The sequence below is a fragment of the Paraburkholderia kirstenboschensis genome, assembly GCF_904848585.1.
GTDB classification, from domain to species: domain Bacteria; phylum Pseudomonadota; class Gammaproteobacteria; order Burkholderiales; family Burkholderiaceae; genus Paraburkholderia; species Paraburkholderia kirstenboschensis.
In genome coordinates this window covers 374,378-400,714 of record NZ_CAJHCR010000005.1, presented here as the reverse complement: position 1 = coordinate 400,714, position 26,337 = coordinate 374,378, and the positions used below count along the sequence as shown (strand labels likewise).

At 62.1% G+C, this 26,337-nt stretch carries 26 protein-coding genes; 16 read left to right on the top strand and 10 right to left on the bottom strand.

The genetic code is table 11. The annotated features are described in order from the left end of the window. Positions 1-27 precede the first annotated feature (27 nt). Entirely contained in the window at positions 28-1,359 is a 1,332-nt protein-coding gene (locus tag JMY24_RS17165) for an MFS transporter (RefSeq protein WP_201702493.1), read from the bottom strand. 168 nt (positions 1,360-1,527) lie between these two features. Next, a complete protein-coding gene (locus JMY24_RS17160; RefSeq protein ID WP_128598762.1) occupies positions 1,528-2,445 on the bottom strand; it encodes a LysR family transcriptional regulator in 918 nt (305 codons plus the stop codon). Between the two features lie 154 nt (positions 2,446-2,599). Between JMY24_RS17160 and JMY24_RS17155 the strand changes: the two genes are divergently transcribed. Next, the gene (locus JMY24_RS17155; RefSeq protein ID WP_201702492.1) at positions 2,600-3,364 is read left to right on the top strand and encodes an SDR family NAD(P)-dependent oxidoreductase; all 765 of its coding nucleotides are present in this window, start codon (positions 2,600-2,602) and stop codon (positions 3,362-3,364) included. A gap of 93 nt (positions 3,365-3,457) precedes the next feature. Then, positions 3,458-4,165 carry a pirin family protein gene (locus JMY24_RS17150; RefSeq protein WP_128595072.1) on the top strand — a complete coding sequence of 236 codons (708 nt, stop codon included), beginning with the start codon at positions 3,458-3,460 and terminating at the stop codon, positions 4,163-4,165. Positions 4,166-4,278: 113 nt separating this feature from the next. Here the strand turns inward: JMY24_RS17150 and JMY24_RS17145 are convergent, their stop codons facing one another. Beyond that, on the bottom strand, positions 4,279-4,695 hold the full coding sequence (locus tag JMY24_RS17145; RefSeq protein WP_128595073.1) for a cupin domain-containing protein: 417 nt from the start codon (positions 4,693-4,695) through the stop codon (positions 4,279-4,281). A gap of 118 nt (positions 4,696-4,813) precedes the next feature. Next, a complete protein-coding gene (gene pdxR, locus JMY24_RS17140; RefSeq protein WP_128595074.1) occupies positions 4,814-6,226 on the bottom strand; it encodes a MocR-like pyridoxine biosynthesis transcription factor PdxR in 1,413 nt (470 codons plus the stop codon). A gap of 193 nt (positions 6,227-6,419) precedes the next feature. Here pdxR and JMY24_RS17135 point away from each other — a divergent pair, with 193 nt between their 5' ends. The 8 genes from JMY24_RS17135 to JMY24_RS17100 all read left to right on the top strand — a co-directional run bounded on the left by JMY24_RS17135 (position 6,420) and on the right by JMY24_RS17100 (position 14,038). Then, positions 6,420-7,076: an HD domain-containing protein gene (locus tag JMY24_RS17135; protein ID WP_201702491.1), complete on the top strand. Its 657-nt coding sequence runs from the start codon at positions 6,420-6,422 to the stop codon at positions 7,074-7,076. A gap of 174 nt (positions 7,077-7,250) precedes the next feature. After that, positions 7,251-8,021 (top strand): HD domain-containing protein, encoded by a 771-nt coding sequence (locus JMY24_RS17130; RefSeq protein ID WP_201702490.1) that lies wholly within the window; start codon positions 7,251-7,253, stop codon positions 8,019-8,021. Between the two features lie 94 nt (positions 8,022-8,115). Next, the gene (locus JMY24_RS17125) at positions 8,116-8,403 is read left to right on the top strand and encodes a DUF1330 domain-containing protein (protein WP_128588802.1); all 288 of its coding nucleotides are present in this window, start codon (positions 8,116-8,118) and stop codon (positions 8,401-8,403) included. 302 nt (positions 8,404-8,705) lie between these two features. Further along, positions 8,706-9,143, top strand: a complete 438-nt coding sequence (locus JMY24_RS17120) for a MarR family winged helix-turn-helix transcriptional regulator (RefSeq protein ID WP_128588800.1) — start codon at positions 8,706-8,708, stop codon at positions 9,141-9,143. 50 nt (positions 9,144-9,193) lie between these two features. Then, on the top strand, positions 9,194-10,708 hold the full coding sequence (locus JMY24_RS17115) for an efflux transporter outer membrane subunit (RefSeq protein ID WP_128595075.1): 1,515 nt from the start codon (positions 9,194-9,196) through the stop codon (positions 10,706-10,708). Between the two features lie 36 nt (positions 10,709-10,744). Then, a complete protein-coding gene (locus JMY24_RS17110; RefSeq protein WP_128595076.1) occupies positions 10,745-11,986 on the top strand; it encodes an HlyD family secretion protein in 1,242 nt (413 codons plus the stop codon). Positions 11,987-12,055: 69 nt separating this feature from the next. Continuing rightward, a complete protein-coding gene (locus JMY24_RS17105) occupies positions 12,056-13,615 on the top strand; it encodes a DHA2 family efflux MFS transporter permease subunit (protein ID WP_128591121.1) in 1,560 nt (519 codons plus the stop codon). A 93-nt stretch (positions 13,616-13,708) separates the two neighbouring features. Then, positions 13,709-14,038, top strand: a complete 330-nt coding sequence (locus JMY24_RS17100) for a hypothetical protein (RefSeq protein ID WP_201702488.1) — start codon at positions 13,709-13,711, stop codon at positions 14,036-14,038. Between the two features lie 117 nt (positions 14,039-14,155). Here JMY24_RS17100 and JMY24_RS17095 read toward each other — a convergent pair whose 3' ends face one another. Then, entirely contained in the window at positions 14,156-15,127 is a 972-nt protein-coding gene (locus tag JMY24_RS17095; protein WP_128597766.1) for a LysR family transcriptional regulator, read from the bottom strand. Positions 15,128-15,227: 100 nt separating this feature from the next. Between JMY24_RS17095 and JMY24_RS17090 the strand changes: the two genes are divergently transcribed. From JMY24_RS17090 to JMY24_RS17065, 6 genes are all read left to right on the top strand, one after another. Beyond that, positions 15,228-16,304, top strand: a complete 1,077-nt coding sequence (locus JMY24_RS17090) for an ABC transporter ATP-binding protein (protein ID WP_128597767.1) — start codon at positions 15,228-15,230, stop codon at positions 16,302-16,304. A gap of 68 nt (positions 16,305-16,372) precedes the next feature. Continuing rightward, complete coding sequence (locus tag JMY24_RS17085; protein ID WP_110403778.1) at positions 16,373-17,083, top strand: HAD-IA family hydrolase; 711 nt, start codon at positions 16,373-16,375, stop codon at positions 17,081-17,083. Positions 17,084-17,086: 3 nt separating this feature from the next. Further along, positions 17,087-18,436 carry an NAD(P)/FAD-dependent oxidoreductase gene (locus JMY24_RS17080; RefSeq protein WP_128597607.1) on the top strand — a complete coding sequence of 450 codons (1,350 nt, stop codon included), beginning with the start codon at positions 17,087-17,089 and terminating at the stop codon, positions 18,434-18,436. Further along, positions 18,433-19,344 (top strand): ABC transporter permease, encoded by a 912-nt coding sequence (locus tag JMY24_RS17075; RefSeq protein WP_128584301.1) that lies wholly within the window; start codon positions 18,433-18,435, stop codon positions 19,342-19,344. The genes JMY24_RS17080 and JMY24_RS17075 overlap by 4 nt, the downstream gene beginning before the upstream one ends. After that, positions 19,341-20,135: an ABC transporter permease gene (locus JMY24_RS17070; protein ID WP_128584302.1), complete on the top strand. Its 795-nt coding sequence runs from the start codon at positions 19,341-19,343 to the stop codon at positions 20,133-20,135. The genes JMY24_RS17075 and JMY24_RS17070 overlap by 4 nt, the downstream gene beginning before the upstream one ends. 29 nt (positions 20,136-20,164) lie before the next feature. Continuing rightward, positions 20,165-21,592 carry an aldehyde dehydrogenase family protein gene (locus tag JMY24_RS17065; RefSeq protein ID WP_128597605.1) on the top strand — a complete coding sequence of 476 codons (1,428 nt, stop codon included), beginning with the start codon at positions 20,165-20,167 and terminating at the stop codon, positions 21,590-21,592. Here the strand turns inward: JMY24_RS17065 and JMY24_RS17060 are convergent. The 5 genes from JMY24_RS17060 to JMY24_RS17040 form a co-directional block, all read right to left on the bottom strand. Then, positions 21,589-23,295, bottom strand: coding sequence for a GMC family oxidoreductase (locus JMY24_RS17060; protein ID WP_128597604.1), 1,707 nt, complete (start codon positions 23,293-23,295; stop codon positions 21,589-21,591). The two genes, JMY24_RS17065 and JMY24_RS17060, sit on opposite strands and share 4 nt — an antisense overlap. A gap of 132 nt (positions 23,296-23,427) precedes the next feature. Beyond that, on the bottom strand, positions 23,428-24,438 hold the full coding sequence (locus JMY24_RS17055) for an ABC transporter substrate-binding protein (RefSeq protein WP_128597606.1): 1,011 nt from the start codon (positions 24,436-24,438) through the stop codon (positions 23,428-23,430). Positions 24,439-24,727: 289 nt separating this feature from the next. Continuing rightward, positions 24,728-25,438 (bottom strand): RNA polymerase sigma factor, encoded by a 711-nt coding sequence (locus JMY24_RS17050; RefSeq protein WP_128597603.1) that lies wholly within the window; start codon positions 25,436-25,438, stop codon positions 24,728-24,730. Between the two features lie 13 nt (positions 25,439-25,451). Further along, positions 25,452-25,802, bottom strand: a complete 351-nt coding sequence (locus JMY24_RS17045) for a cupredoxin domain-containing protein (protein ID WP_413231252.1) — start codon at positions 25,800-25,802, stop codon at positions 25,452-25,454. Next, complete coding sequence (locus tag JMY24_RS17040) at positions 25,795-26,328, bottom strand: DUF4142 domain-containing protein (protein WP_128597601.1); 534 nt, start codon at positions 26,326-26,328, stop codon at positions 25,795-25,797. The genes JMY24_RS17045 and JMY24_RS17040 overlap by 8 nt, the downstream gene beginning before the upstream one ends. Between the last annotated feature and the right edge of the window lie 9 nt (positions 26,329-26,337).

Genomic DNA, 26,337 nt, shown 5'->3' with positions numbered 1-26,337 from the left:
CGCGGCAGCAGCGAATCTATTGGGTCTTCAACGCGCTGACTCGAGATGCGCGTTCACATGTTCCCGTCGCCCCGCCGCATAGCCGAACCACGCAGACACGACGCAGATGCCCGCGCATAAAGCAGCGAGACTGGAGAGCGAGCCGGTTGCGTGGAGCAGCGATCCGGCGATGAACGGCCCACATGACGCGATCAGATAGCCGATACCCTGAGCCATGCTGGAAAGTTGCGCGGCCACGTGCGAGTCGTACGAGCGCAAGCCGATGACGGTGAGCGCAAGCGTGAACGACGCGCCTTGCGCGGCGCCGAGAAGCAGCGCCCAGATCCACATGGTCGACGGAGGCCCGAAGAAACAGCCCATCAGACCCACGCCGGTCGACAGCAACGCGCTCACATTCACCGCGCGCTGATCCCGCAGCCGCGCCAGAAGAAATGGCAGCAGCAGCGACGACGCCGCCTGCGTGACCACGCTGAGCGACAGCATGAACCCGGCATCGACGGCGCTCATGCCGCGCGTGCGAAGAACCGTCGGCAGCCAGCCGAACACAATGTAGGCCAGCGACGATTGCGAACCCATAAATAGCGTGACTTTCCACGCGAGCGGATCTCGCCACAAACCGCGAACAATTTCCACGCGTCTTCCTGAGTGCGTCGACTTCGCAGGCAGTCGCGCGCCCCAGACCAGCGTCGCCAATGCGACGGGCAACGCCCACAGCGCCAATGCCCACGCCCACGCGTTGCCGCTCGCGCCGCCCAGCAGGTGTTCGACCGCATGGGCAGCCGGCACGGTGGCGGCCGCCGCGGCGGCGGCGCCCGCACACATTGCGGCGCTGTAGATTCCTGTCATCAGCGGGACGTGGTGCGGAAAGTCGCGCTTCACTACGCCTGGCAACAGCACGTTCATCAAGCCGATGGCAAAGCAGGCCACTATCTGGCCGAGATACAACACCTGCCACATAGGAACGACGCGCAACGCAGTGCCCAGCGTGAGCAGCACCAGTAGCGCAAGCAATGCGCGTTCACTGCCGAGGCGACGCGCGAGTGGTGGCGCGAGCGGCCCAAAGAGACCGAAGCATAGCGACGGCAATGTCGTCAGCACGCTAGCGCCGGTGCGCGAAAGGTTGGTGGCCCGCACCGCTTCGACCAGGATCGGACCCACGCTCGTGATCGGCGTGCGCAGCGAAAAGGCGATCAAGGCGAGGCTCGCCGCGAGAGCAATGCTGCGAGCGCGCGAATCGTGTGGATCGTGAGGCGCGATGGCGTCCGCGACCGGGCGTTCGGTCTTGCCGCGGTCGGCCGGCGCAGCCGATGTACCGGCCGCCGCGGGCTCAGCATTCGAAGACGTTTTGGGGGCTTTCATCGATGACTGTGCGTTATACGGGTCGGCCAAAGCGACCCTTCTTCGTCTGGCATTGTATTCGGCGAAAGCTATGTCGAGCCGGGATCCCTTGATCGTTTCAAACTTATCGTTGCACCAATGCAATGATGAACGTTCGTCGGGTTAGCCGATGTGAACTGCGCCGGCGCATCACTTCGGCCATCGCCACGACGGATCGGAAAGGTGTTCGGCGAAGTAGTCGGACAGCGCGCTCACTTTCGCAGGACGGGCGCGCGCCGACGGCGTGACGAAGTAAAGGCCGCCCTTCGTCAAAGACCAGTCGGTGAGGATCGCTTCCAGACGGCCATCGGCCAGATATTCGCCGGCGATAAATTCGGGCAGTTCGGCAATCGCCAGACCATCGAGCAGCGTGGGCAACAGCGCATCGGAGTTCGTCACGCGCAGTGGACCTGTAGGCAAGACCGGTTCCTCCTCGCCCGCGTCGTTCGTGAAGCGCCACACATCGCTGCGCGCGCGATACGCATATGAGAGGCACGGCCGGTCCACCAGTTCGCGCGGATGCGTAGGCCGTCCCTCACGCTTCAGATAGTCCGGTGACGCGACGACGTATTGCGTTACCGCGCACAGCCGTCGCGCTACCAGCGACGAATCGGGCAGTGCGGCAATACGCAGCGCGGCGTCGAAGCCGTCAGCGACCAGGTCGACCGGCGCATCGGACAGATGCAGGTCGATCGACACCACCGGAAAAGCGCGAAAGAAAGCCGGCAGCAGTGGCGCGACCCAGCGCAGCCCGAACGACATCGGCACAGCGAGGCGCACGAGCCCGCGCGGCTGCACTGACATCTCGCGTGCGGCACTTTCCGCTTCCTCGGCCTGCCGGTAAATCTCGCCGGCTTTCTCGCAGATCGTCCGGCCGAACTCGGTGAGCGCTAGCTGGCGCGATGTGCGATTGAAAAGCCGCGCGCCCAGCCGGTCTTCCAGGCGGGCGACGCCGCGCGAGACAGTCGCCACCGACACGCCCACTGCGCGCGCCGCAGCCGCGAACGATCCTTCCTCGGCGACCTTCGCGAACATCGCCAGTCCTTCGAAATCAGGCAGCTTCGCCATTTCGCCTCATCGTTTCATTTATGCAACGTTGGATTGCAATCAATTCTATTTCGAAAAAGCGGACGCGTCGATATTCTCCTTACATCGCAGCACGCAACACCGAACGCAGTTTCCCAACGCAGTCATCCACTTATCGATTTGAAGGAGAAACACCATGGCACGCAAACTCGACAACAAGATCGCACTGGTCACGGGCGCAACCAGCGGCATCGGCCTCGCCACTGCTCACCGCTTTGCAGCAGAAGGCGCGCACGTGTACATCACCGGTCGCCGTCAGACCGAACTCGACGCCGCAGTGAAGGGGATTCGCGAAGCCGGCGGCAACGCGACCGGCGTACGCGTCGATTCTGCGAAGCTCGATGAGCTCGACGCGCTGTACGCGCAGATCAAGGAAGAACAGGGGCGCCTCGACGTGCTGTTCGCCAATGCTGGCGGCGGTTCGATGCTGCCGTTGGGCGGCATCACCGAAGAACACTTCGACGACACCTTCAACCGCAACGTCAAGGGCGTGCTGTTCACGGTGCAAAAAGCGCTGCCGCTGCTCGCAGAAGGCGCCTCGGTGATCCTCGCCGGTTCGACGGCTGGCAGCGCGGGCACGGCCGCATTCAGCGTGTATTCGGCGTCGAAGGCCGCGGTGCGCGCCTTTGCGCGTAGCTGGATCCTCGATCTCAAGGACCGCCGCATCCGCGTCAACACGATCAGCCCGGGCGCAACCCGCACGCCGGGCCTGCTCGACCTCGCCGGTCCGGACGCAGCCCAGCAACAAGGCCTGGCCGATTACCTGGCTGCCCAGATCCCGATGGGACGCCTCGGCGAGCCCGGCGAGATCGCGAGCGCGGCGCTGTTCCTCGCCTCGGACGACGCGAGCTTCGTGAACGGCGCCGAGCTGTTCGTCGACGGCGGCCAGCAGCAGGTCTAAGCGCAACCTGGGCACGCGAGGGCGCGTCTGGTGCGGTCTTCGACGACTGCACCGGCGCCCGCGCGCGTCCGCGCGTTTCAACTCGGGCACATCATGATCGAACATCGTCCTTTTCTATCGCTCGATGTAATCAGGCGCGACTGGCTGGATGCGCGGCTGCATTTCCGCTTTGGCGAGTTCGGACGCGCCGACCATGTGCCGCTCGGCGCGCTCTACGTTTGGAACGACGATGAGTTCGCGCCACACTCGGGCTTCGGTCTGCATGCTCACCGCGAAGTCGAGATCGTGACGTGGGTGCGTTCAGGTGCAATCACGCACGAAGACGACGCTGGCAATCGAGCGCGCCTGGTTGCCGACTCCGTGCAGGCTATGAGCGCGGGCTGCGCGGTACATCACGCCGAACGCAACGAGGAAAGTTTGCCGGCGCGGCTGTTTCAGATCTCGTTGCACCCGCGCACACCGGGCGGCACGCCGCGTTGGGCGACGCGTGTCTGTTCGCGCGAATGTCGCGAAGGCCGCTTCGTCACGCTGGCGAGCGGCGATCCAGACGACGTGCGTGCAGGCGCGTTGCCTATCAATGCGGATGCCCGCGTGCGCATCGCGACGATACGCGAAGGCGCGACGCTGCATCACGTGTTGCGACCGCCAGGCCACGCGTATGTGGTTGCCGATCACGGTCGGCTCGACGTGGGACAGGTCCGGCTCGCGCCACGCGATGGAGTCGTGGTTACCAATGAATCGCAGCTTACGATGACAGCGCGAGACGACACCGACATCGTGATGGTCGAACTGGTTGGCTAACGACGCCTTCGCGATGTGCCCGGTTGATGTGAAGCGTGATTTGCCTATAGGCGGAACGGTAGTTCCGGTGCTCCCGCCATGCCGGTTGAAGTTATAGGGCCTTGATGTACTGATTACTCGATCGGGGTGGTCAGGGCCTTATCGTTGCTGTCCACCACGAACACGGCCAGCAACTTTGCGGGCCTGGTCTTGCTTGCATTGCGGCTGACACGGTGAACTGCGCCCGGCTCCTCGAAGAAACTTTCGCCGGCATGGTAGACCCGCTTCGGGCCGTCGTCGACTTGCGACTCGATGGCTCCCGACACGACGTATGCATAGATGAAAGCCGACTTCGCATGCTCGTGTGCGCGCGACGCTGCTGCGGGTGCATAGTCGACAACCACCGCGGTCAACGACTTGCCAGGGATGTTGGGAATCGCGTGCTGGAAGTTCGGCGTGACGGTTTCAGCCGTGCCATGCGCGGTGGCAGGTATGGCAGTGGAAAGAGCAATGCCTGCGGCGACAGCACCAACGACAAATCGGATGTTCATGACGTGGTATCTCCTTGGTGTCCTCACATTGTGGGTCCGGGCTGGACCATAAGAAAGAACCAAGAATGAACATTCGTTATGTACCATCAAGCGGTCAGCAAGCCGCATTGCCGGCGGCCTAGCTACCTTTGCGAACCACTTCCATCAGTCGGCGACAGTCTTCGACCACCCTGCGTTCATCCAGGTTGGTCACGCTCAGCAGTAAGCCCTGTGGGCGAGGCGAGTGCAGATACCACGGCGACAGAGGCGCAGGCGCCAAGCGGGATTGCAACGCTCGCATGGCGATATCTACGTCAGATGCAGAGTGGGGAAGCGTCGTCACGATGGCCGTACCGGCAGCCGCACGAACTTTTATCGAGTCCGATGCCAACTCGTTCAGACAACGAAGCAGGCTATCGCGTCGCGTGGCATAAAGACGCTTCATACGCCGAAGGTGCCGAAGATAGTGCCCGTCGCGCAGAAATTCTGCCACGGCGTGCTGCACGAACGACGCCGGTGCGGGCATCAGGCACGCTGCGATCTCGCCAAAGCGGTGGGCCATTTCAAGCGGGACCACCAGAAAGCCGAGTCGGAGCGCGGGGCTGATAGTCTTGCTGAAGCTGCCAATATGCAGCACGCGTCCGTCTGGATCGAGTGATGCAAGGGCCGGCGCTGCGCGGCCCTTCAACTGGAGCTCACTCAGGTAATCGTCTTCAATGATCCAGGTGTCGTTTTGTCGAGCCCATGCGAGCAGCGCGAGCCGCCGGGGGAGCGACATCGCCATCCCGAGGGGTGCCTGCTGGCCCGGTGTCACGACTGCCAGGGCGGCGTCAGCCGAACTCCGAATGCCCGAGTCCACGTCGAGCCCGTCCGCATCGACTGGAATGGCTCTCACAGTCATTCCAGCTAAATCGAGCGCGGTACGCGTGAGCGGAAAACCGGGATCTTCCATCCATGCTTCTTTGCCTTCGACACCGAGCCCCCGGATTGCGAGGCCGAGTGCAGCCGAGAATCCCGCAGTGACAAGAACCTGAGATGGACTGCATCGCAAGCCCCGTGCAACGCCAAGATAGGCTGCGATCTCCTTTCGGAAGTCAGGATCGCCACGCGGATCAGGGTAGCCGACATGAGCAACCGCAGCCCGCCGCGCCGCGCGCGTGAGTACGCGCGACCATAGCTTGAAAGGAAAGGCGTCCTCAGAAGGCACACCCATTTGAAACGCCAAAGGAGCCGCTCCGAATTCATGGAACAGATCGGGAAACGGCGGCGCTTCCGGTGACCGAGCGGGCGTTGCGGGCGGGGGTGGACGCTCAGCTACCCGGGTTCCGGCCGCCCCACAAGCGACCGCGAACTGCTCATCGATCAGACGCTCATAGGCCACACGCACCGTGCCGCGCGAGACGCCGATCTGCGCGGCCAGATCTACCCACGATGGCAGCCTTGCGCCGGCGGCAAGCTGCCCTGTCTCTATCGCGTGTCGAATCGCACCGTAGATTTGTGCGGACAGCGATGTGCTCGCGGAGCGATCGAGGCCAATTGGGAGCGTCGTCATAGCCGTCAATGGTACATCCAGAATCGTCAATCTTGGGTCTGTATTGTGGCCTGATAGGAGCGTAACTTCCTCCATATAAAGCGGCTGATCAATTGCAATCTAATTGGAGTACGCAGTGGAGTGCGGGCGAGCGATAGGCACCAGCCGTCGCCGACTGTCCGTAAATGCAGGATCAGATGAATGGAGAAGAGTGATGCAGACGAACGAAATATCTAGCGTGAAGATACCCGACAGCAAATTGGCGCGTGAGGTCACCGAGCTTATTCGGGACACGGAAAATGAATTGCTGTTCACGCACTCCTCCCGCGTGTACTTCTGGGGTGCTTTGCTCGGGGAACGAAAAGGCGTGTTCTTCGATCCGGAGTTGCTTTACGTCGCCGCTATGTTCCACGACATTGGCCTCACGTCGATCTATCAGGAGAGCCAGCTTCGCTTCGAAGTGGACGGCGCGAACGCCGCGCGGGATTTTCTGCGAAGCCGCCACATCGCCGAGGCGGACATTGACAAGGTCTGGAATGCAGTTGCTTTGCACACGACTCCTGGCATCCCGGAACACATGCACGGAGAAATTGCCTTGTTGCAGGCAGGAGCAGGAATGGACGTGGCGGGGCGCGGCTTTGAGGAATTTACCGACGAACAACGCGACGCGGTGATTGCTGCGTATCCCCGCGATCCCGGCTTTGCAAACAAGATCATCGATGCTTTCTATCACGGTATGAAGCATCGCCCCGGCAGCACGTTCGGTACCTTCAACGATGATTTCCTCGCCTACAAGGATCCGGATTTCGTGCGAACGAACGTTTGCAGCATCATCCTCAGTTCGAAGTGGGAACAGCGAACTGCCCGCTGAACGCTGCATTTCCGAATGCCCGGTTGTCGTCCACTCATCCCAATCCGGACCCTGCATGCCGTATGAAATGCGCAGGGTCCGAGAAGGATTCCTGTAGTGCCTCGCGTATAGGCACGGCCAGCAGTCGTGTGCTGGTTCCGGTTCAGTTAAGTTCTTTGGAAGAAGGAGAAGATCATGAAGGCCGGCAGTATCGTTGCTGCAGTTTGCGCCGCCCTCGCTCTCGCGTTTGGGGGAATTATCCTGGCCCCCGACGCGCACGCGCAAACGCAGCCCACGTTCAATCAACCCACGGCGAACGCCGGCGATGAGGTTCCTGGCGTAAAAGTCCCCGACAGCAAATTGGCGCGCGACGCAGCGCAAATCATTCGCGATTCGGAGGGCGATTTTCTGTTTCAGCACTCCACGCGCGTCTATTATTGGGCTGCCCTGGCAGGAAAGCGCAAGGGCCTCGCTTTCGACCCGGAACTTCTTTACGTTGCGGCTATGTTCCACGATTTCGGCCTGACGGCAGGTTATGGGCAAAGCCACTTGCGTTATGAAGTGGATGGCGCGAACGCGGCACGCGATTTTTTGCGGAGTCACGGCATTTCCGAGGCTGATAGCCAGATGGTCTGGCTTGCAATTGCATTGCACACGACCAATGGAATTTCCGCGCATCTGTTCCCGATGGCCGCACTCGTTGCCGAAGGCGCCAACATGGATCTTGTGGGCGCAGGCTATGACGACTTCACAGCCGCGCAGCGGAACGCCGTCGAGGCGGCTCATCCGCATCCGCCGCAATTCGCGGAAGACTTTATGCAGGCTCTCTACGAGAGCCTCAAGCATCGTCCGGAGACCACGCAGGGAACGGGTCTGGCTGATGTCATGGCCTACAAGGACCCGGAGTTCGTCCGCAGAGACTTCAGCAAGCTGATGCGCAACTCGCATTGGGCTACCGGGAAGTGACCGGTCCACATAGCAGCGGTGCTGTGCGCCGAAGCACGACGCGATTTCATGGCATCATCGTATGCACCTTCCCACCACCGCAGGAGCGCATGCCATGGCCACATATATCGTCTTCACAAAAGAAAGCACGCAGGATCAGCAGGAACTCGACATCTACCAAAGCAAGGTCGGCGAGACCTTCAAAGGCCATCCCGTCAAGATCCTCGCTGCCTACGGGCCTCAACAGGTTCTTGAAGGCGAAGCGCCAGAGGGTGTCGTGATCGTGGAGTTTCCGTCGACTGCAGAAGCGCGTGCCTGGTACGACGGGCCGGCCTATCAGGAAGTCGCGCAGCACCGGTTCAAAGGCGCGCGCTATCGCGCCGTTCTCGTTGAAGGCGTGTGACGGAAGGCGGCGATGCAAGGCCCGTGGAATTGAGCGGGCCCCCGCCGGCGACCGACGCGGGCGGTAAGCGTCTCGGTGCTGTTGGTAAGCTCGCATCGCGCGTCGCCTGTGGAAGTTGGCTGAAAGCGCATTGGTGGGCGGGCTGATCGGAGCAATGAGATCGACGTGCCGCGAGCCGCAGTTCCTCTTCGCCGCAGGACGGAATCGCCGGTAGCGCAATAATTGAAACATTGATGTGCAGCATTGAGCTTGGAGATATCTGACAATGCAGATATATTGCGTTCCAAGCGAGGGAACAACAGATGAACCATTACACGAGCGAGAATTTCAGCGTAACCGAGAGCGTGGGCTTTGCCATCAACAAGGCGCGCAACCTTCTGGTGACAGAGATAGACGCAGAACTCAAGGATCTGGACATCACGGCCCAGCAAATGGGCATTCTTCTGTCCATGCACCAGGCGATCGCGAACACTCCGTTCGAACTGTCCACGTTGCTCGGTATAGACACCGGCCTGATGACGCGCATGCTCGACAAGCTCGAAACGAAGGGTTTGCTACAGCGCTCCCGCAGTCTGGAAGATCGCCGTGTCGTAAATCTGAAGCTCACGAAAAAAGGCGAAGCCGTGGCGAGCCGTCTGCCCGACATGGTGCCGGTCGTGCTCAACAGACGGCTGAAGAAATTCACCAAGGCCGAATTCCATGAGCTGCGCCGTCTGCTGTTCAAGTTTCTCGAAGATTGAGCGAATCGTTCGCGCAAATTTTTTTGTCCGTATATCTGACAGGTCAGAAGATGAATAGACAGTTAAATCGACGAGTGATCGGATCGCGAATTGCGAAGTCCGGCATGACGGTGATTTTCGCGGCGGTGCTATCGGCCTGCGCGAACTATGCAGGCATCTCGAGCGACAAGCAGATTGCTGCGCCGCAGACCTATGCGACGCAGCAAAGCATTCCGGCGGACAACGGGCAGTGGCCCGCGGTCGACTGGGCCGATCAGTTCGGCGACTCCCAACTGAAGGCGCTGCTCGATGAAGCATTGAAAGGCAATCCGTCGATCGAACAGGCGCGCGCACGCGTCGCCGCCGCCGCTGCTTACAGCGAGACGGCGAAGGCGAGCACGATGCCGCAAGTCGGGGCGACCTATTCGTTCACACGGCAGCAGTATTCGAGCACGGCGCTCGTGCCGCCTCCGTACGGCGGGTCATGGCAATCAGAGAACAAGGGCTTGCTGTCCGCATCGTATGACCTCGATTTGTGGGGCAAGAATCGCGAAGCACTGAAAGCCTCGGTGTCGCAGTTGCAAGCAAGCAAGGCCGATGCGGAAGTCGTCAGACTCTCGCTGACATCTGCCACGGCGCGTGCGTATAACCAGCTGGCGCGTCTATATGCGCTGCGCGACATCGCGCAGCAGGAAGTGACGCAGCGCGAGCAGATAGACCGCATCACCGCCGGCCGGATTGCAACCGGACTCGATACGCAGGTGGAGCGCAAGACCGCGCAGGCGAACCTTGCTAGCAGCCGGGCCGCGTTGGCGTCGCTGGACGGCAGCATTCTCAGCACGCGATATCAACTCGCCGCATTGCTCGGTGCAGGACCTGACCGAGGTCTTGCGATTGCCCGTCCCGCGCTGGGTATCGGCGACGAAGTGCGTCTGCCGGCCAACCTTCCCGCCGACCTCGTGAGCCGGCGTCCGGATCTGGTCGCCGCGAAATGGCGAGTCGACGCGCTCATGCACGATGTGAAGGAAGCCAAGGCCGAGTTCTATCCCGACATCAACCTGAGTGCTGCTATCGGCCTTGACGCGTTCGGCTTTGGCCGCTTCCTCAACGCGGCGAGCCGCACGGCATCGGTGGGGCCGGCGATCCATCTGCCGATTTTCGACGGCGGCCAGTTGCGGGCGCAACTTAAAGGCCGCTATGCCGATTTCGACTACGCCGTCGCGGCTTATAACCAGACGCTCGTCACGGCACTGTCCGAAGTTGCCACTCAACTCGCGCAAATCCGTTCCACCGACCAACAGCTCAGCGATGCGTTAGCTGCGCAGGAAGCCGCCCGCAGTGCCGATCAACTGGCGCTCGTCCAATACAAGGCGGGACTCGCGAATCAGCTCACGGTGCTGAACGCCGACACCACGGCGTTGGGCGCCGACCAGCAGGTCGCGAATCTGAAGATGAACCGGCGCGATCAGCAGATCGCCTTGGCAGCGGCGCTTGGCGGCGGCTATTCCGACCATGCCGATGCCGCTGCGCAGAGTGCCGGTGCGGCACCTGCAGTCAAACTCAATCCAGTCGTCGCCGTGCGTTGAGCGCGACGTATTTCAGATCCTGTCAGGAGCCACAAAATGAGCGATACGATTAACGCCGACCGAGCGAAGGCGGACGCAGACCAACCTCAACAAACGCAAACGCCCACCCGGCGCAAGCTGCTGCTCGCGCTGCTGGGCGCCGCGATAGTGGTAGCCGGCACAGCTTATGGCGTGTATTACGTGACGACCGGTCAATATCATGAGGCGACCGACGATGCGTACGTCAGCGGCAATCTCGTGCAACTGACGCCGCAGGTCAGCGGCACCGTCGTTGCAGTGAACGCGGACGATACGCAGATCGTCAAGCAAGGTGTTCCGCTCGTGACGCTCGACAACGCGGACGCCAAAGACGCGCTTGCCAATGCTGAAGCTACGCTTGGGCAGACCGTGCGGCAAGTCAGCGGTCTGTACGTGAACAACGACTATTACGCAGCAACAGTCGCGCAGCGCGAGTCCGATCTCGCGCGCGCCGTCAATGATCTGAAACGACGTCAGGCGGTCGCGGAAACCGGCGCGGTGTCGGGCGAGGACGTGGCCCACGCGCGTGATGCGGTCAGCGCCGCGCAAGCCGCGCTCGACGCCGCGCGCCAGCAGGCCGAAGCAAACCATGCACTGACCGACCGCACGTCGATCGAACAGCATCCGAACGTTCTGGCGGCGTCTTCGAAAGTACGCGACGCCTATCTGAACTACGCGCGCAACACGTTGCCTGCTCCGGTCACCGGCTATGTGGCACGCCGTTCTGTACAGGTCGGTCAACGAGTCGCGCCAGGCACGCCATTGATGGCTATCGTGCCGCTCAACGAAGTGTGGGTCGATGCGAACTTCAAGGAGAGCCAACTCAAGCGCATGCGTATCGGCCAGCCGGTCACGCTTTCCGCCGACTTGTACGGCTCGGGTGTCAAATACCACGGCCGCGTGGTCGGCTTCTCTGCAGGAACGGGGGCCGCGTTCGCCGTGCTGCCCGCCCAGAATGCGACCGGCAACTGGATCAAGGTCGTGCAGCGTCTGCCCGCGCGTGTCCAGCTCGACCAGAAGGAACTGGACGCGCATCCGCTGCGAATTGGATTGTCGATGCAGGTCGAAGTCGAAACTCGCGACCAGTCGGGAACTCAACTCGGCGCCGCGGTGAATACTGCTTATCGCACCGATGTATTTGCCCAGTACGGCGCAGATGCAGATGCGGAGATCGCCCGGATCATCGCGCAAAACATGCCGATGGCGCGCACGGCCGCAACGGCTGGGGTGCAAAAGAACCCGACGCGCAAAGCGGGCTGAACACGCGACCATTTTTTTTGTGCAGTTAGCTGACTGGTCAGATAATAGTGACCTTCAACAGGTGATGAAATGAATCAATCGACGCGACCTGCAACGCTTGCGCCTTTGACGGGCGGCAAGCTTGTGCTCGCAACGCTCGCTGTGGCGCTGGCCACTTTCATGAATGTGCTCGACTCCTCGATTGCGAACGTGGCCATCCCGACGATCGCAGGCAACCTTGGCGTATCGGTCGATGAAGGCACATGGGTCATTACGCTCTTCGCCGCAGCCAATGCAATTTCAATCCCGTTGACGGGTTGGCTCACGCAGCGTGTCGGGCAGATCAAGCTGTTCGTATGGGCGATATTGTTGTTTGTCGTGTCCTCATGGTTATGTGGAATAGCACCGAACCTGCCGGTTCTGCTTGCCGCGCGCATTTTGCAAGGCGCGGTTGCGGGCCCGTTGATTCCGCTTTCGCAAGCCATTCTGCTGGGCTCGTATCCGAAGGAGAAGAGTTCGCATGCGTTGGCGCTGTGGGCAATGACGGCGACTGTCGGCCCCATTGCGGGGCCTGCGCTCGGTGGCTGGATTACGGACAGCTATTCGTGGTCGTGGATCTTCTACATCAACATTCCGGTGGGGCTTTTTGCTGCAGGTGTGACATGGGCGATCTACCGAACGCGCGAGACCCCAACGAAGCGTTTGCCGATCGACAAGATAGGGCTGATCTCGCTGATCGCGTGGGTCGGCTCGTTGCAGATCATGCTCGACAAGGGTAAGGACCTCGACTGGTTCAATTCGCCGGTAATCGTCGCATTGACTGTGTTTGCAGGAATCAGCTTTGCTTTCTTCGTGATCTGGGAGCTGACCGAGAAGAATCCGATCATCGATTTGAGGCTGTTCGGCGGCCGCAATTTTCTGGGCGGCACGATTGCGATTTCAGTTGCGTATGCGGTGTTTTTCTCCAACCTCGTCTTGCTCCCGCAGTGGATGCAGGGTTACCTGAACTACCGGTCAGTCGATGCAGGTCTCGTCACGGCGCCGCTCGGCATATTCGCCGTGATCCTTGCCCCTGTGATGGCGAAGATCATGCCGCGTTCGGATGCACGCGTGCTCGCAACGTTGGCCTTTATCGGCTTTGCAGCCGTGTTCTTCATGCGCTCGCACTACACGACCGGCGTGGATACGTGGACGCTCGTATTGCCCACCTTGTTGCAGGGCATACCGACTGCATTGTTCTTCGTGCCGCTGACAGCAATCATCCTTTCCGGCCTCGCGCCCGAGAGAATTCCTGCCGCTGCCGGCTTGTCCAATTTCGTGCGGGTGTTTGCAGGCGCAGTGGGAACGTCTCTCGCCGCGACCGGCTGGAACGATCGCACCATCTTGCATCACGCGAGACTGGCTGAGCAGACCGGCATCACCAACCCTGTATTCACCGCGGCACTGGATTCGGCGCAAGCTGCGTTGGGAGGAAGCCAGTCTCAAGCCATGGCTTTCTTCGAACACTCGATGAACACCCAGGCCGCCATGCTCGGGCTCAACGATATTTTCTGGCTGTCGGCGGTGATCTTCGTAGTGATCATTCCGTTGATCTGGGTGACGAAGCCGGGCAAGACGAATGCCGCAGCGGCTGGCGCAGCGGGGCACTAAGAACGGGCACGCCGGCGCTGCCATTCGGCGTGCCTAAGTCGAAGAACTTCTCGCCAGGCACTTCTGTCCAAATGACGTGGGCTGGAGTCCGTCATGAAGCCGTTCTGCGTTGCTGCTACTGCCGTTGTTGCCGCCGCCGTCACTATGCCGCTGGGCGGCTGTTCGTCGGCGTGGCCGCCGCCCGCCCAGCCGGTCGCCCAACACGTTTCGCCCGCCAACGAAACCCGCGCCTCGCCCGCTTATCAGGGCGCAAAGCCAGCCGCGCCAACCGCGCCGGCGACGAGGCCGCCGGCGCTGAGTGTCGGTGTCACCGATCCCAACACACAGTTGATTCTTCCCTGGTTTCTCGCTGACATCGTCAATGCGGTCAATACGCGTCAGTCGTTCGGCGACTTAATGCACACGATGAAGAACGGGCTTTGATAAGCCGTTGGTCGATTGCAGATTTGGCCAGCGCAAAATGCGGGCGCTGCGACCGGAATTGCCGCGCGCCGCCTGTTCTTTTGGAGTGAATCGGCCGCAGCAGTTCATCTCCTGCCGTCACACAATGGCGACTCCGCATTCCTTGAACGCCTCGCGCAATCCCAACTGCGGGTACGCACGCTCCAACGTGCGTAAATCGGCGCGCATTTCCTCGACGATCCAGTCGCGCACATTCGCGACGATGGGTCGCAAAGGCCGGTTCGCGGGCGACACCAGACAGCAGCGCCGGTTCGTTACGAGGACTTCTTCTTCGGCGGGGACGAGTGCGCGCTGCGACAGCCAGTGCGACACCACGTTCAGCCAGCCAAGCGCGATGCCCTGACCGAGCAGCGCCGCCTGCACGACGATCGCGTAGTCGTTGAAGCTGAGCATGCTCGCCACGCGCCGGCCGTGCTGTTCGAACGCTCCAAAGCGGTGGTGCCAGCCGCGCTCCTCGTCGTCCATCACGATGACGATGTCGCCGTGCTCACGGCCAGCGTCCGTTTGCGCCGTTTCCTGATAGCGCGGATTGCACACGGGCAACAGCGTTTCGGGCATAACAAGCACGCTGTTTTCGTCGATGTCACCGGCGTGCATGAAGCGCATGCCCAGATCGACATCGACGAGCGGGCCGCCAATGCGCCCGGAGATGAGCTGAAACCGCAAATCGATTGAGGGAAACGCTTCGTTCAGGCGGCTCATTCGCGGCATCAGCCAGTGCGTCGTAAAGCCCGTGGATACGGACAGCGTGACGGATTCCACGCCCGTGGCACGCGCCTCGATTTCTCGTATCGCGCTTTCAATGCCGTTGAATCCTTCGGAGATCTTGGTGTACAGAATCCGCCCGCTCTCAGTCAGCTCGATGCCGCCGCGCACCCGCTCGAACAGGCGCACTCCGATGTGGTCTTCCATGCGCGCGAGCATGCGGCTCACGGCGGGCTGGCTCACATAGAGTTCCTGCGCGGCACGCGTGAAGTTGCCGCACCGCGCGGCAGCTTCGAAGACGAACAGCGCATTCGCGCTCGGCAATTTTTTGCGTAGATTCGGCATGACTTGATGTTATGCCCGATCCAACAATTTGGGAATTGCCGCCAAAAAGTTTGACACCTATATTTTCCCTAATGCAGGCCCTTCAGCGAGAGCAAACGCAATGGACGCACGAGCGAAAACAGGAGTCTCCATCCGGTCAGCAGCGAAGCGCTATGGTCCCGTGATCGCGCTGGACGACGTCTCGCTCGACATCGAGCCAGGCGAGTTCGTGTCGCTGCTCGGGCCGTCCGGGTCGGGCAAGACAACGCTACTCGGCATCCTCGGCGGCTTCGTTCAACCGAGTTCGGGCTCCGTCTGGGTCGGCGAGCGGGACATTACATTTGCGCCGCCGCACAAACGCAACATCGGCATCGTGTTCCAGAACTACGCGCTCTTTCCGCACATGACGGTGGGCGAGAACGTCGCATTTCCGCTGCGCGCGCGCCGCGATCCGAAAGCGGGCTGGGCGGCGAAAGTGGCCGACGCACTCGCGATGGTCGAACTGAGCGGCTATGAATCGCGCGACATCAGCCAGCTTTCCGGCGGTCAACGTCAGCGCGTTGCGCTCGCAAGGGCGATGGTCTTCGAGCCGCAACTGATCCTGATGGACGAGCCGCTTTCCGCGCTCGACAAGCAACTTCGCGAAACCATGCAAATCGAGTTGCGGCGGCTGCATCGCAAGCTCGGCGCGACGATTGTCTATGTGACGCACGACCAGCGCGAGGCGCTGACCATGAGCGATCGCGTGGCTGTACTGAAGAACGGCAAGCTCGTGCAGATTGATACGCCCGAGCGTCTCTATGACCGGCCTTGCGACGCGTTCGTCGCGAGCTTCATCGGTGAGGCGACGCTGCTCGACGTGAGCCGCGCCGGCGACGACGCCGTGCGCCTGGGCGACGCGGTGTTGCGAACCGCGCATCCGTTGCCGCGCGGCGAGCGTTTGCTGCTTGCCGTGCAGACCGAAAAGCTCGTGATCGACGCCGGCGCGACAGAGCCGGCCGCCAACCGGCTCTCGTGCCGCGTAACCGAAGTGCTGTACCAGGGGGAAAGCCTGCGCGTGTTCGCGACACTGGCTGACGGCACCTTGATCAGTCTGCGCCAGCCCGGCAATCACAACGCGCGCAGCCGCATTCCCTCACCTGGCGAACACATGACCGTGGTGCTCGATCCGCAGGACACGATTGTCGTGCCCGCCTGACTTCTCCCGCCGCGCGCTTGGCGGCATACGTCTTACGAAATTCACGCAACCCGCAAAAGGATGATGCAATGAAGCTCACCGATTTCAAGGTCCTGACGTTCGATGTCGTCGGCACGCTGATCAATTTCGAACAGGGCGTGCTCGCGTCCGTGCGGCGCCTTGGCGGCGCGGCGGCGAAAGATCTAACCGACGATCAGATCTTCGAACCGTATATGCGCGGACGCGCGAAGTATCCGGGTCGTTCGAGCCATGAGATGGCGAACGTGTATCTGTATCTTGCCGGCGAGCTCGGCCTGCCCGACGACGCGCAATCCGCCGCGGCCTTTCAGCGCGACGTGCTGGAGTGGCCTGCATTCGAAGACTCGGTCGCGGCCCTGAAGCGCCTGCGCAAACACTATCGCCTCGTGGCGATGACCAACGCGGACCGTGTCGCGTTGTCGGCCTACGCACATACCCTGGGTGACCCTTTCGACGACACCGTCTGCTGCGACGAAACGGGCGTCGCGAAACCGGACCCGCAGTTCTTTGCCTATAACCGTGGGCGTCAGGCCGCATTCGGCTTCAAGTTCAACGAGATCCTGCACACCGCGCAGAGCCAGTATCACGACATCGGTATCGCGACGAAGCTTGGTTACTCGACCTGCTGGATCGAGCGCCGGCAGGGCATGAAGGGTTTCGGCGCGACGCCGGTGCCCGAAGCCGTCACCGCGCCCACGTTCAAGTTTGCAACGCTCGGCGCGCTCGCCGACGCGGTCGAAGCCGAAGCGCGCGCCGCTTAAGCCATGCTCGCGCCCACCCTCCACGACACCTCGCAGCGGCCGCAGCCCAATTCACTATGGCGGGCGATGGCCGCCCGCTCACCGCAACGGCAGGCGCCCGTGAGCATGGGCGCGCCGCTCGGGCGCGATCTGACGCTCGACGTGGCCGTGATCGGCGCGGGTTATTCGGGCTTGTCGGCCGCGTATGCGCTGCAAAAGCGCGGCGTCGATTGCGCCGTGTTCGATGCAAACCCGGTCGGTTGGGGCGCGAGTGGGCGCAACGGCGGGGTGGTGTCGTCGAAGTTCCGCTTGTCGTTTCCGCAGATCGACAAGCTGCATGGACTCGATACCGCGAAGCGCATGCATCGGCTCGCGCACGATGGCGTGCGAGTGGTCGAATCGTTCATCGACGAGTTCAAGCTCGAACGTGCGCAGTTCGAGCATACGGGCAGCCTGCGTTGCGCGCACACCGAGCGCGCGTTCGCCGCGATTTGCGCGGAGGCCGACTGGGTGCGCACGCAACTGGGCGACACGTCGATGACAGTGCAGTCGAGCGAAGAAGTGACGAGCGAGACGGGATCGAGGGAATTTGTCGGCGGCGTATTGAGCGCCGATGCAGGCACGATCCTGCCGCTCGAATATGTGTACGGTCTCGCTCGAGGTCTCACCGCGCGGGGCGTGCCGATTTACGAAGCTACGCCGGTTGTCGAAATGACGCGTTCGCAAAGCGGGCCCGCCGGTGTCGTGCTGCGAACGCCGGGCGGCACGGTGCGCGCGAGGCAAGTGATCGTCGCGACTAACGCGTATTCCGATCTCACGTCCGCGACCGCTGCCTATCAGCGTGAACTCGTGCCGTTTCGCAGCGCGATGATCGCGACCGAACGCCTGCCCGCGGAACTCGATAGTCGACTCATGACGCAGCGCCGCAGCTATACGGAAACGCGCCGCATGATGAAGTGGTTTCGCAAGGTCGACGGCCGTATGCTGTTCGGCGGACGCGACGCGTTCGGCAAGGAAGGCCAGGCGACGGGCTTTGACGCGTTGCAACGCGCGATGGTCGCGCTGTTTCCGGATCTCGCGGGTCTGCGTATCGAATATCAGTGGTCCGGCTATGTCGGCATGACGTTCAATGCGTTGCCGCATGTTGGCCGCAGCGACGTCGCCACGACCTTTTGTCTGGGATATAACGGAGCGGGCGTCGCAATGGCGAGCCTGCTTGGCCAGCATGCCGCAGCGCTCGCACTCGGCGAGACGCCTGAGCTTGCGTTGCTCGGCCAGCAAGGCTTGCGGCCCGTGCCGTTCCATTCGCTGCGCGCGCCGGGCGTTCGCGTCGTTGCCGCGTGGTATCAGTTTCTCGACGCCGTAGGTGCATGATGACGACAGCCAAACGGATTCTCCAGGAACCCGCCTTGATGCAAACAACCGCGATGGACCCGTCGGTGCGCCACCAGCAACGCGAAGACCGCGCGATGCTGCTGTTGCTCGCGCCCGCGTTGTTCGTCGTGGTCGTGCTGCTGGTGGTGCCGCTCGCGTGGCTGTCGTGGCAGTCGATCTGGCATGACGGCGGCTTCACGCTCGTCAATTACCAGCGCATTTTCACGGGCACCTATCTCGACACGTTCCTTATGACGTTCAAGCTCAGCGTGATCGTGACGGGCGTGACGTTGCTGCTGGGCTATCCGGTTGCATATTTTGCGGCGTCGGTATCGCCGCGATGGAGTGCGCTGATACTCGGCATGGTGATCCTGCCGTTCTGGACCAGTGTGCTCGTGCGTACCTATGCGTGGCTCGTGCTGCTGCAGCGCACCGGCCTCATCAACAAGGCGCTGCTTGCGACGGGTCTTGTCGATCGTCCGGTGCAACTTGCTTATAACCAGTTCGGCACCATTCTCGCGATGGTGCACATTCTGTTGCCCTTCATGGTGCTGCCGCTCTATTCGGCGATGCAGAAAATCCCGGCTAATCTCTCGCAGGCCGGCGCCAGTCTCGGCGGCTCGCCGCTGCACGTGTTCTGGCGCGTGTTCCTGCCGCTGTCGATGAGCGGCGTCGTGGCAGGCGTCACGCTCGTATTCGTACTGTGCCTCGGTTTCTACATCACGCCCGAACTGATGGGCGGGGGCAAGTCCATCATGGTGTCGATGGTGGTGAGCCGCAACGTCGAGATTTATAACAGCTGGGGCGCCGCGAGCGCGGTCAGTGTCGTGCTGCTGCTCTGCGTGTTCGCGATCTTCTATGCCGCGAGCCGCGTGATTCCACTCGAAAAGACCCTGGGCGCGAAATGAACAAGATCCCGTTCGGCAGAGTCGTGCTCGGCGCGGTCGTCGTGCTGATTCTCGTGTTTCTGATGCTGCCCGTGCTGATCGTCGTGCCGCTGTCGTTCTCCGACACGCGCTTCATGACGTTCCCGCCGCCCGCCTATTCGTTGCGCTGGTATCACGCGTTCTTCGACAACCCCGCGTGGATCGACGCGGCTCGCACGACGCTCGTGGCGTCCGTCTGCGCAGCGGTGCTCGCGACGCCGCTCGGCATCGCCGCGGCCTACGCGATCCAGCACGGCACGCACTGGTCGATGCGCTATCTGCGCACGCTGCTGATGTTGCCGCTGATGGTGCCGATCATCATCGTCGCGGTGGGCGTGTTCTTCGTATTCACGCAAGCGGGTTATGTGAACACGCTGGGCGGCCTGATCGTCGCCGATACGATGCTCGGCCTGCCCTATGTGCTGATTTCCGTGGGCGCCGATTTACGCACTTTCGACCGCACGCAGGAGATGGTCGCGCGCAGCCTCGGCATGAATCGCCTACGCAGCTTTCTCGCGGTGACGCTTCCGCAGATCAAGGCGAGCGTGATTTCGGGGGCGGTGTTCGTCTTCATTCAGGCGCTCGACGAAACGGTGGTCGCACTGTTCATCTCAGGCGGCACGAACCAGACGCTCACGCGCCGCATGTTCGTCACGCTACGCGACGAGATCGATCCCACCATCGCCGCGATCAGTACGATGCTGACCGCGTTGACCTTGTGTCTCGTGATGATCGTCGTCGTGAGCCGCCGTTCTTCGGCGGCGCGAGCCTGATCTCTTTGAATGCTCTCTATGGGAAGCGGATGTCGAACGCACTGAAGTTTTATATCGACGGCGCCTGGGTCGCGCCGTTGGGCACAGCACGTCTGCCCGTGGTCGATCCCTGCACCGAAGAAGCGTTCGCCGAGGTCGCGCTAGGCAATGCGGACGATGTGGAGCGCGCCGTGGCCGCCGCGAAACGCGCGTTCGAGTCTTTCTCGCTGACCGGGCCCGCCGAGCGCATCGCGCTGATCCGCCGGATACTCGACGCGTATATGGCGCGCTACGACGAAATGGCCGACATCATCTCGCGCGAGATCGGCGCGCCAAAAGCGCTTTCGCATGCATGGCAGGCCGCGCTCGGCAAGCGTCACCTCGAAGAACTGCTCGGAACCTGCGAGACCTTCGCATGGCAGCGCAAGAAAGGCACGACGCTCGTCAATCATGAGCCGGTCGGCGTGGTCGCGTTGATCACGCCATGGAACTGGCCAATCAATCAGATCGTCTGCAAGGTCGCGCCCGCGATTGCGGCAGGCTGCACGATGGTGCTCAAGCCGAGCGAGGTGTCGCCGCTCAACGCCGTGCTGTTTGCCGAGATTCTCGACGCGGCCGGCGTGCCGCCCGGTGTGTTCAATCTCGTGAATGGCGACGGCCCGACTGTGGGTGCCGCGCTGTGCAGCCATCCGGACGTCGACATGGTGTCGTTTACAGGATCGACGCGCGCGGGCGTCGAGATCGCGAAACTCGCAGCGCCGACCGTCAAGCGGGTGCATCAGGAACTGGGCGGCAAGTCGGCGAACATTCTTCTCGACGATGTCGACTTGGAAGCGGCTGTGACGTCGGGCGTGAACTCGTGCTTCAGCAACAGCGGCCAGTCGTGCAACGCGCCGACGCGCATGCTCGTTCCGGCGGCGCGGCACGAAGAGGCCGTGCGCATTGCACAGCGCGCGGCGGCCGCGCATCGCGTGGGTCCTGCGGGCGATGAAACAACGACGATGGGCCCTGTCGTCAGCGACCTGCAATATGCACGCGTGCAACGGCTGATCGAAAAGAGCATTGAGGAAGGCGCGCAACTCGCGGCGGGCGGCCCTGGACGGCCCGACGGTTTGACGCGCGGCTATTACGTGCGGCCCACGGTGTTCGCGAACGTCGATCCGTCGATGACGATTGCGCGCGAGGAGATCTTCGGCCCCGTGCTCGCGATCATTCCGTATCGCGACGACGAAGATGCCGTCGCGATTGCCAACGATACGCCGTTCGGCCTCGCCGCCTACGTGCAGTCCGCGGACCTGGCGCGCGCCCGGCGTGTTGCGTTCCGTCTGCGCGCGGGCAGCGTCTATGTGAATTATCCGTCGTGGGACGCAGGTTCGCCGTTCGGCGGCTACAAGCAGTCAGGCAACGGCCGCGAATACGGCGAGTGGGGCCTCGAGGCGTTTCTCGAAGTGAAGGGTATCGTCGGCTACGGCGATTAGGGGGCACTTGAACGGCCGCGCAGCAGGTCGGCAATGCGTTCGGCGATCATGATGGTCGGCACGTTCGTGTTGGCGCAGGGAATAGACGGCATCAACGACGCATCGCACACGTGCAGCCCTTCGACGCCGTAGACCGCGCCATGCGCATCGGTGACTGCGAGCGGATCGTCGGCGGGGCCCATGCGGCAGGTCCCCGAAGGATGCCACGTGCCGCCCACAGAGCGCGTGATGAACTGCGTGAGCGCGGTATCGTCGGCGAGCAGTTCGTTCAGCGTCACCCCTTGCGTCACGACGCGCCGCACGAGCGACGCCCGCAACGGGCCGGCGATATCGAGCAGCAAGCTTAGCGCGCCGCGCTGCAACGCGTTCCATGCGCCGGGCACTGCAACGGCTGCGACGCGCGGCGAATAGCTCGACGGAAACACCGTGCCTCGATGCGCGGCCATCGACGGCGCGGCGAGAGTCTGTGCGCCTAAACGCAGCGCGAGCTTTAGCCGTTCGAGATCGCGCGAATCGGACAGCATTGCGAAGTCGACCTCGGGTTCATCGAACGCGCTCGACGATTTCAGTTTCAGACGTCCGCGCGAATACGATTTGTTGACCCAGAAAAACATCGTGCCGAGACGGTAGCCGACAGAATGCCAGCCCGAGCGGGACAGTATTGCGCCGTGCATGTCCCCCGGCACGGTGCCGGACAAGCCCGACGAAAAGCGCACGATTGCCTGTTCATGATGCTCGTCGCGAAAGGGCGTGCGCGCCGCGCGGGGCAGATAGGCGGAGACCGCGATAGACGGATGCTCCATCAGATTGCGGCCCACGCCTTCGCGATGTGCGAGTACGTCGATGCCGAGTGCGGCAAGTTCGTCGGCGGGACCGATGCCGCTTCTGAGTAACAGCGCCGGCGAGTGAATAGCACCTGCGCAGACGATCACGCACCGTGCCCGCATGTCGCGATGGGTACCGTCGGGCCGGATCATGCGTGCGCCGACTGCGCGCCGTCCGTCGAACACGATGCGCTCCGCTATTTCATTGGTGCAAATCGTGAGGTTGGGCCGCGCGCGCACGGCTTCGTGCAGATAGCAAAGGGATGTGGGTATGCGTTCGCCACTCGCGCTCACTGCAATCGACCCGATGAAGGTGCCGTCTTCCCACGGGCCGTTCTGATCGGCGCGTAGCGGATAGTCATGCTTCAACGTATCGAGCACGCCTTTCACGAACGGCGAGATGCGCGCCCAGCCAGTGCGCCGGATGCGCAGCGGGCCGTTCGCGCCGTGCAGGGCGCTGATACTGACGTCGCTGGAATTGCCGAAATCGGAATCTGTTTCGAGCTTGCGAAAGTACGGTAGGCACGCTTGCCAGTTCCAGCCCTGCGCGCCGAGTGCTTGCCATTCGTCGTAATCGGCGGGCGCGCCGCGGTTGGCCATCAATGCGTTGATCGCGGAGCCGCCGCCGAGCAGACGCGCCTGTTCATAGCGGCGCAATGCGGCAGGCGCGCTCATGCGCGCTTTCAACTGCTGCCAGATGTTCGTGCTGTCGAGATATGCGCGACCGGGATAGCGGCTGCGAATGTCGGCCGGCATTGTCGCCTGCGAGATGTCGCGACCCGCTTCGACGAGGCACACGGTCTTGCCGGTGTCTTCGGAAAGACGCGCGGCGAGCACGCAGCCCGCCGATCCGCCGCCAAGAATCAGATAGTCGATCACGTTGGTTAGATAAGGACTGTGTGGCTCGTGGCTGTGAATGCGATGAATGCAGTGAGCGCCGCAAAAAACAAAACGCCCGCGATGAACCGTGTTCCCGCGGGCGCTTCAATCGCATACCGAGCGGTGCGGCCGTTATTGCATGAACTTCAGCCAGCGCGCTTTCGCCTGGATGCCTGCATCGGAAGCCCACCAATCTTCAGACATCAATGCCTGCTTTGCGGCGTTCTCAGGCGAGCTTGGCAGTTCGCTTGCGCGCTTGGCCGTGATCTTGCCTGTCTTGAATGCCGCGGGATTGCCTGGTCCGTAGTCGATGTAAAGCGGCAGGTTGGCCTGTAACTCGGGCGACATTGCGGCGTTGAGGAAGCGCATTGCGTCGGTCAGATTCGGCGCATTCTTCAGCACGCACAACTGCGTGTTTTGCAGAATGCCGTCGTTGAACGTGAAATCGACATCGGGGTTGTCCTTGCGCACCGCGCTCGCGCGGCCGTTCCAGATCATCGTCATGTCCACCTCGCCGTCATGCAGCAATTGCGCGGACTGGCCACCGGACGTCCACCACACGGTGATGTCGGGCTTGATCTGCTGCAGCTTCTTGAACGCGCGGTCGACGTCGAGCGGATACAGCTTGTCGCGCGGCACGCCGTCGGCGAGCAGTGCGGCTTCCAGTACCGTTTGCGGATCGTTGCGCAGGGCTCGCGTGCCGGGGAACGCTTTCACGTTCCAGAAGTCGGCCCAGCTTTGCGGCGCCTTTTTCAGCGTTTTCTTGTTGTAGCCGATCACAGTCGAATAGAACTCATACGCGACCGAGTACGGCGTGCGGTACTTTTCCGGCATTGCGGCAGCGTTGGGAATCTTCGAGAAGTCGAGCTTCTCGAGCAGCCCCTCGCGGCCTCCGCGCAGACAGTTGGAGGTGGGCGTGTCCACCACGTCCCAGATCGGCTTGCCGGTAGCGGCCTGGGCCTTGATCTGCGGCCACGCGTCGGGAATGCTGTCCTGATTGATGGTGATGCCCAGTTCCTTCGCAGCGGGGTCGAGGATCGCCTTTGTCTGGGCCTCCTGATAAGTGCCGCCTTGCGACACAAAGGTGATTTTTCCTGCGGCGAGAGCAGGCGCCATGCTCACGGCGCTCAACACAAGAGTCATGGCAAACGGGCGCAACCTTGGCATGCTGATCACGACTTCTCCTCGATACGGTTGAAGCGAAAGACATCATCCAGGTCGGCGCGAATGCGCCTGCGGCTTGCGGCCGAAGGGGCAAATGGCGCGGGCTTGAATGGAAATATAGTGAGTCAATTTGACCGGAGCAACGCCGCAATTGTTGGAGCGGCCATGACATGGTGTTATGTCTGACAGCGTACGCCACGACGTGTGGCCGTCGCCGGGGTGCGGCGTCGCCTGCGTCGCTCGGGTCGCCTGAGTCACTTGGGTCGCTTCAGTCGGCCTGGCTGCTTTCGCCGCGCTTGTCTAGTCGCGACATCACATTTGCGACGATCCTGTCGCAGCGAGCGCCGGCGAACCCGAAGAGTTCGCTCCCTGCGAGGTCGATGTCTCGCGCCAGTGATTCGCGCAGCAGGCTTTTCGCGCGGAAATGCCGGCTACGCACGGTGGCTTCGGCAATGTCGAGGCATTGCGCGGTTTCCTCGACGCTCAGCTCTTCCACCGAACGCAGGACGAACACCGTGCGGAAGGATTCCGGCAGTTCGTCGAGCTTGCGCTCGATCAGCGCACGCATTTCCGCGCGCGCCGCTGCGCTGTCGGGGGATTCGGAGTCGGACGGATGCATGGCTTCGATATCGATGTCGGCAGTGGTCGAACTGACTATCGGGAAGACATTTTCGCGGCGCGCATGACGGCGCAGCCGGCCGTAGCATTCGTTGAGCACGAGACGCGAAAGCCAGGTCGACAACGCCGAGTCACCGCGAAATTGCCCCAGCGAACGATATGCGCGGAGGTACGCGTCCTGCAGGGCGTCTTCGGCTTCAGCGTCGTCGCGCAGCGTGGCGCGCGCGAGCCGGTAAAGCCGTCGATTATGGCGGCGCATCAGCAACTCGAATGCCGGCCGATCTCCTGCGACGATGCGCCGTACGATCGCGAGATCGTCGTCGGCGCCGGACATCGACGGCACATTTGCTGTGTCGGTCATGGCGAGCGGGCTCTCATCGAACGGTCAGTGCACCATGCATTGTCGGGTGAAACGTGCACCCGTAGGGAAAACTGCCGGCCTTGCCCGGCTCGTACGACCACGAGGCGTTCGCGGCAATGCTGCGCGAATCGAATGCACGCGTGTCGGCGGTCGCGGTATGAGGAAAGATGTCCTTGTTGACCCATACAACGCGGTCTCCTCGCTTCACGCTCAAATTTGGCGGATTGAATTGCATGTTCTCAATCGCGACCACGTATGTCTTCGGCGCCGCAATCGCGTTTGCCGGAAGCGATGCCAGCATCGCACAAGCGAGCGCCGTACTTCTAAGCGCCGCGTTGCCGGGCGCACGCCGCCGCTTAACCACTGCTTTTCTCCAGCGACGCCTGCAGATGCTTCGCGTGTTCCAGATGCGCGACGAAGGCGGGCCGGACCTTTACGAGCAGCGCTTTCAGCTCTTCGTTCTTCGCACTCGGAATCAGCGTTTTATCGAGCGCATCGAGCACGTTTTCATGGTAGGTCACTTCGTGATCGATGTACGCGCGGTCGAAGGCTGAGCCTTGCAGTTTCCTCAGGGCCGCGAGGTTTGCATCGCCGCCTTGCTTCAGGCTTTGGCTCGTGCCGTTCTCCTCGGGCGTCACATTCAGTTTGTGCACGAGATCGCTGGCTGATTTGTTCACCGCGCTGTGATCGGTGACCATCTGTTGCGCGAACGCCTTGACGTCGCTCGACTTCGAGCGCGACTCGGCGAGCTTGCCGGCATCGATATCGACCTGATTGGCCGTGACGACGATCGCCGCGATCTGCGGATCGGTCGGACCGGCGCTTTGAGCCCAGCTAGCGAGACTGACGAGCGCCAGTGCGCCTAGCCAGTGCGGGTGGATCAGTTTCATGCGGATTCT

Coding starts and splice junctions, on each gene's coding strand:
- JMY24_RS17165 (WP_201702493.1), bottom strand. CDS start 1,359: ATGAAAGCCCCCAAAACGTCTTCGAATGCTGAGCCCGCGGCGGCCGGT.
- JMY24_RS17160 (WP_128598762.1), bottom strand. CDS start 2,445: ATGGCGAAGCTGCCTGATTTCGAAGGACTGGCGATGTTCGCGAAGGTC.
- JMY24_RS17155 (WP_201702492.1), top strand. CDS start 2,600: ATGGCACGCAAACTCGACAACAAGATCGCACTGGTCACGGGCGCAACC.
- JMY24_RS17150 (WP_128595072.1), top strand. CDS start 3,458: ATGATCGAACATCGTCCTTTTCTATCGCTCGATGTAATCAGGCGCGAC.
- JMY24_RS17145 (WP_128595073.1), bottom strand. CDS start 4,695: ATGAACATCCGATTTGTCGTTGGTGCTGTCGCCGCAGGCATTGCTCTT.
- pdxR (WP_128595074.1), bottom strand. CDS start 6,226: ATGACGACGCTCCCAATTGGCCTCGATCGCTCCGCGAGCACATCGCTG.
- JMY24_RS17135 (WP_201702491.1), top strand. CDS start 6,420: ATGCAGACGAACGAAATATCTAGCGTGAAGATACCCGACAGCAAATTG.
- JMY24_RS17130 (WP_201702490.1), top strand. CDS start 7,251: ATGAAGGCCGGCAGTATCGTTGCTGCAGTTTGCGCCGCCCTCGCTCTC.
- JMY24_RS17125 (WP_128588802.1), top strand. CDS start 8,116: ATGGCCACATATATCGTCTTCACAAAAGAAAGCACGCAGGATCAGCAG.
- JMY24_RS17120 (WP_128588800.1), top strand. CDS start 8,706: ATGAACCATTACACGAGCGAGAATTTCAGCGTAACCGAGAGCGTGGGC.
- JMY24_RS17115 (WP_128595075.1), top strand. CDS start 9,194: ATGAATAGACAGTTAAATCGACGAGTGATCGGATCGCGAATTGCGAAG.
- JMY24_RS17110 (WP_128595076.1), top strand. CDS start 10,745: ATGAGCGATACGATTAACGCCGACCGAGCGAAGGCGGACGCAGACCAA.
- JMY24_RS17105 (WP_128591121.1), top strand. CDS start 12,056: ATGAATCAATCGACGCGACCTGCAACGCTTGCGCCTTTGACGGGCGGC.
- JMY24_RS17100 (WP_201702488.1), top strand. CDS start 13,709: ATGAAGCCGTTCTGCGTTGCTGCTACTGCCGTTGTTGCCGCCGCCGTC.
- JMY24_RS17095 (WP_128597766.1), bottom strand. CDS start 15,127: ATGCCGAATCTACGCAAAAAATTGCCGAGCGCGAATGCGCTGTTCGTC.
- JMY24_RS17090 (WP_128597767.1), top strand. CDS start 15,228: ATGGACGCACGAGCGAAAACAGGAGTCTCCATCCGGTCAGCAGCGAAG.
- JMY24_RS17085 (WP_110403778.1), top strand. CDS start 16,373: ATGAAGCTCACCGATTTCAAGGTCCTGACGTTCGATGTCGTCGGCACG.
- JMY24_RS17080 (WP_128597607.1), top strand. CDS start 17,087: ATGCTCGCGCCCACCCTCCACGACACCTCGCAGCGGCCGCAGCCCAAT.
- JMY24_RS17075 (WP_128584301.1), top strand. CDS start 18,433: ATGATGACGACAGCCAAACGGATTCTCCAGGAACCCGCCTTGATGCAA.
- JMY24_RS17070 (WP_128584302.1), top strand. CDS start 19,341: ATGAACAAGATCCCGTTCGGCAGAGTCGTGCTCGGCGCGGTCGTCGTG.
- JMY24_RS17065 (WP_128597605.1), top strand. CDS start 20,165: ATGTCGAACGCACTGAAGTTTTATATCGACGGCGCCTGGGTCGCGCCG.
- JMY24_RS17055 (WP_128597606.1), bottom strand. CDS start 24,438: ATGACTCTTGTGTTGAGCGCCGTGAGCATGGCGCCTGCTCTCGCCGCA.
- JMY24_RS17050 (WP_128597603.1), bottom strand. CDS start 25,438: ATGACCGACACAGCAAATGTGCCGTCGATGTCCGGCGCCGACGACGAT.
- JMY24_RS17040 (WP_128597601.1), bottom strand. CDS start 26,328: ATGAAACTGATCCACCCGCACTGGCTAGGCGCACTGGCGCTCGTCAGT.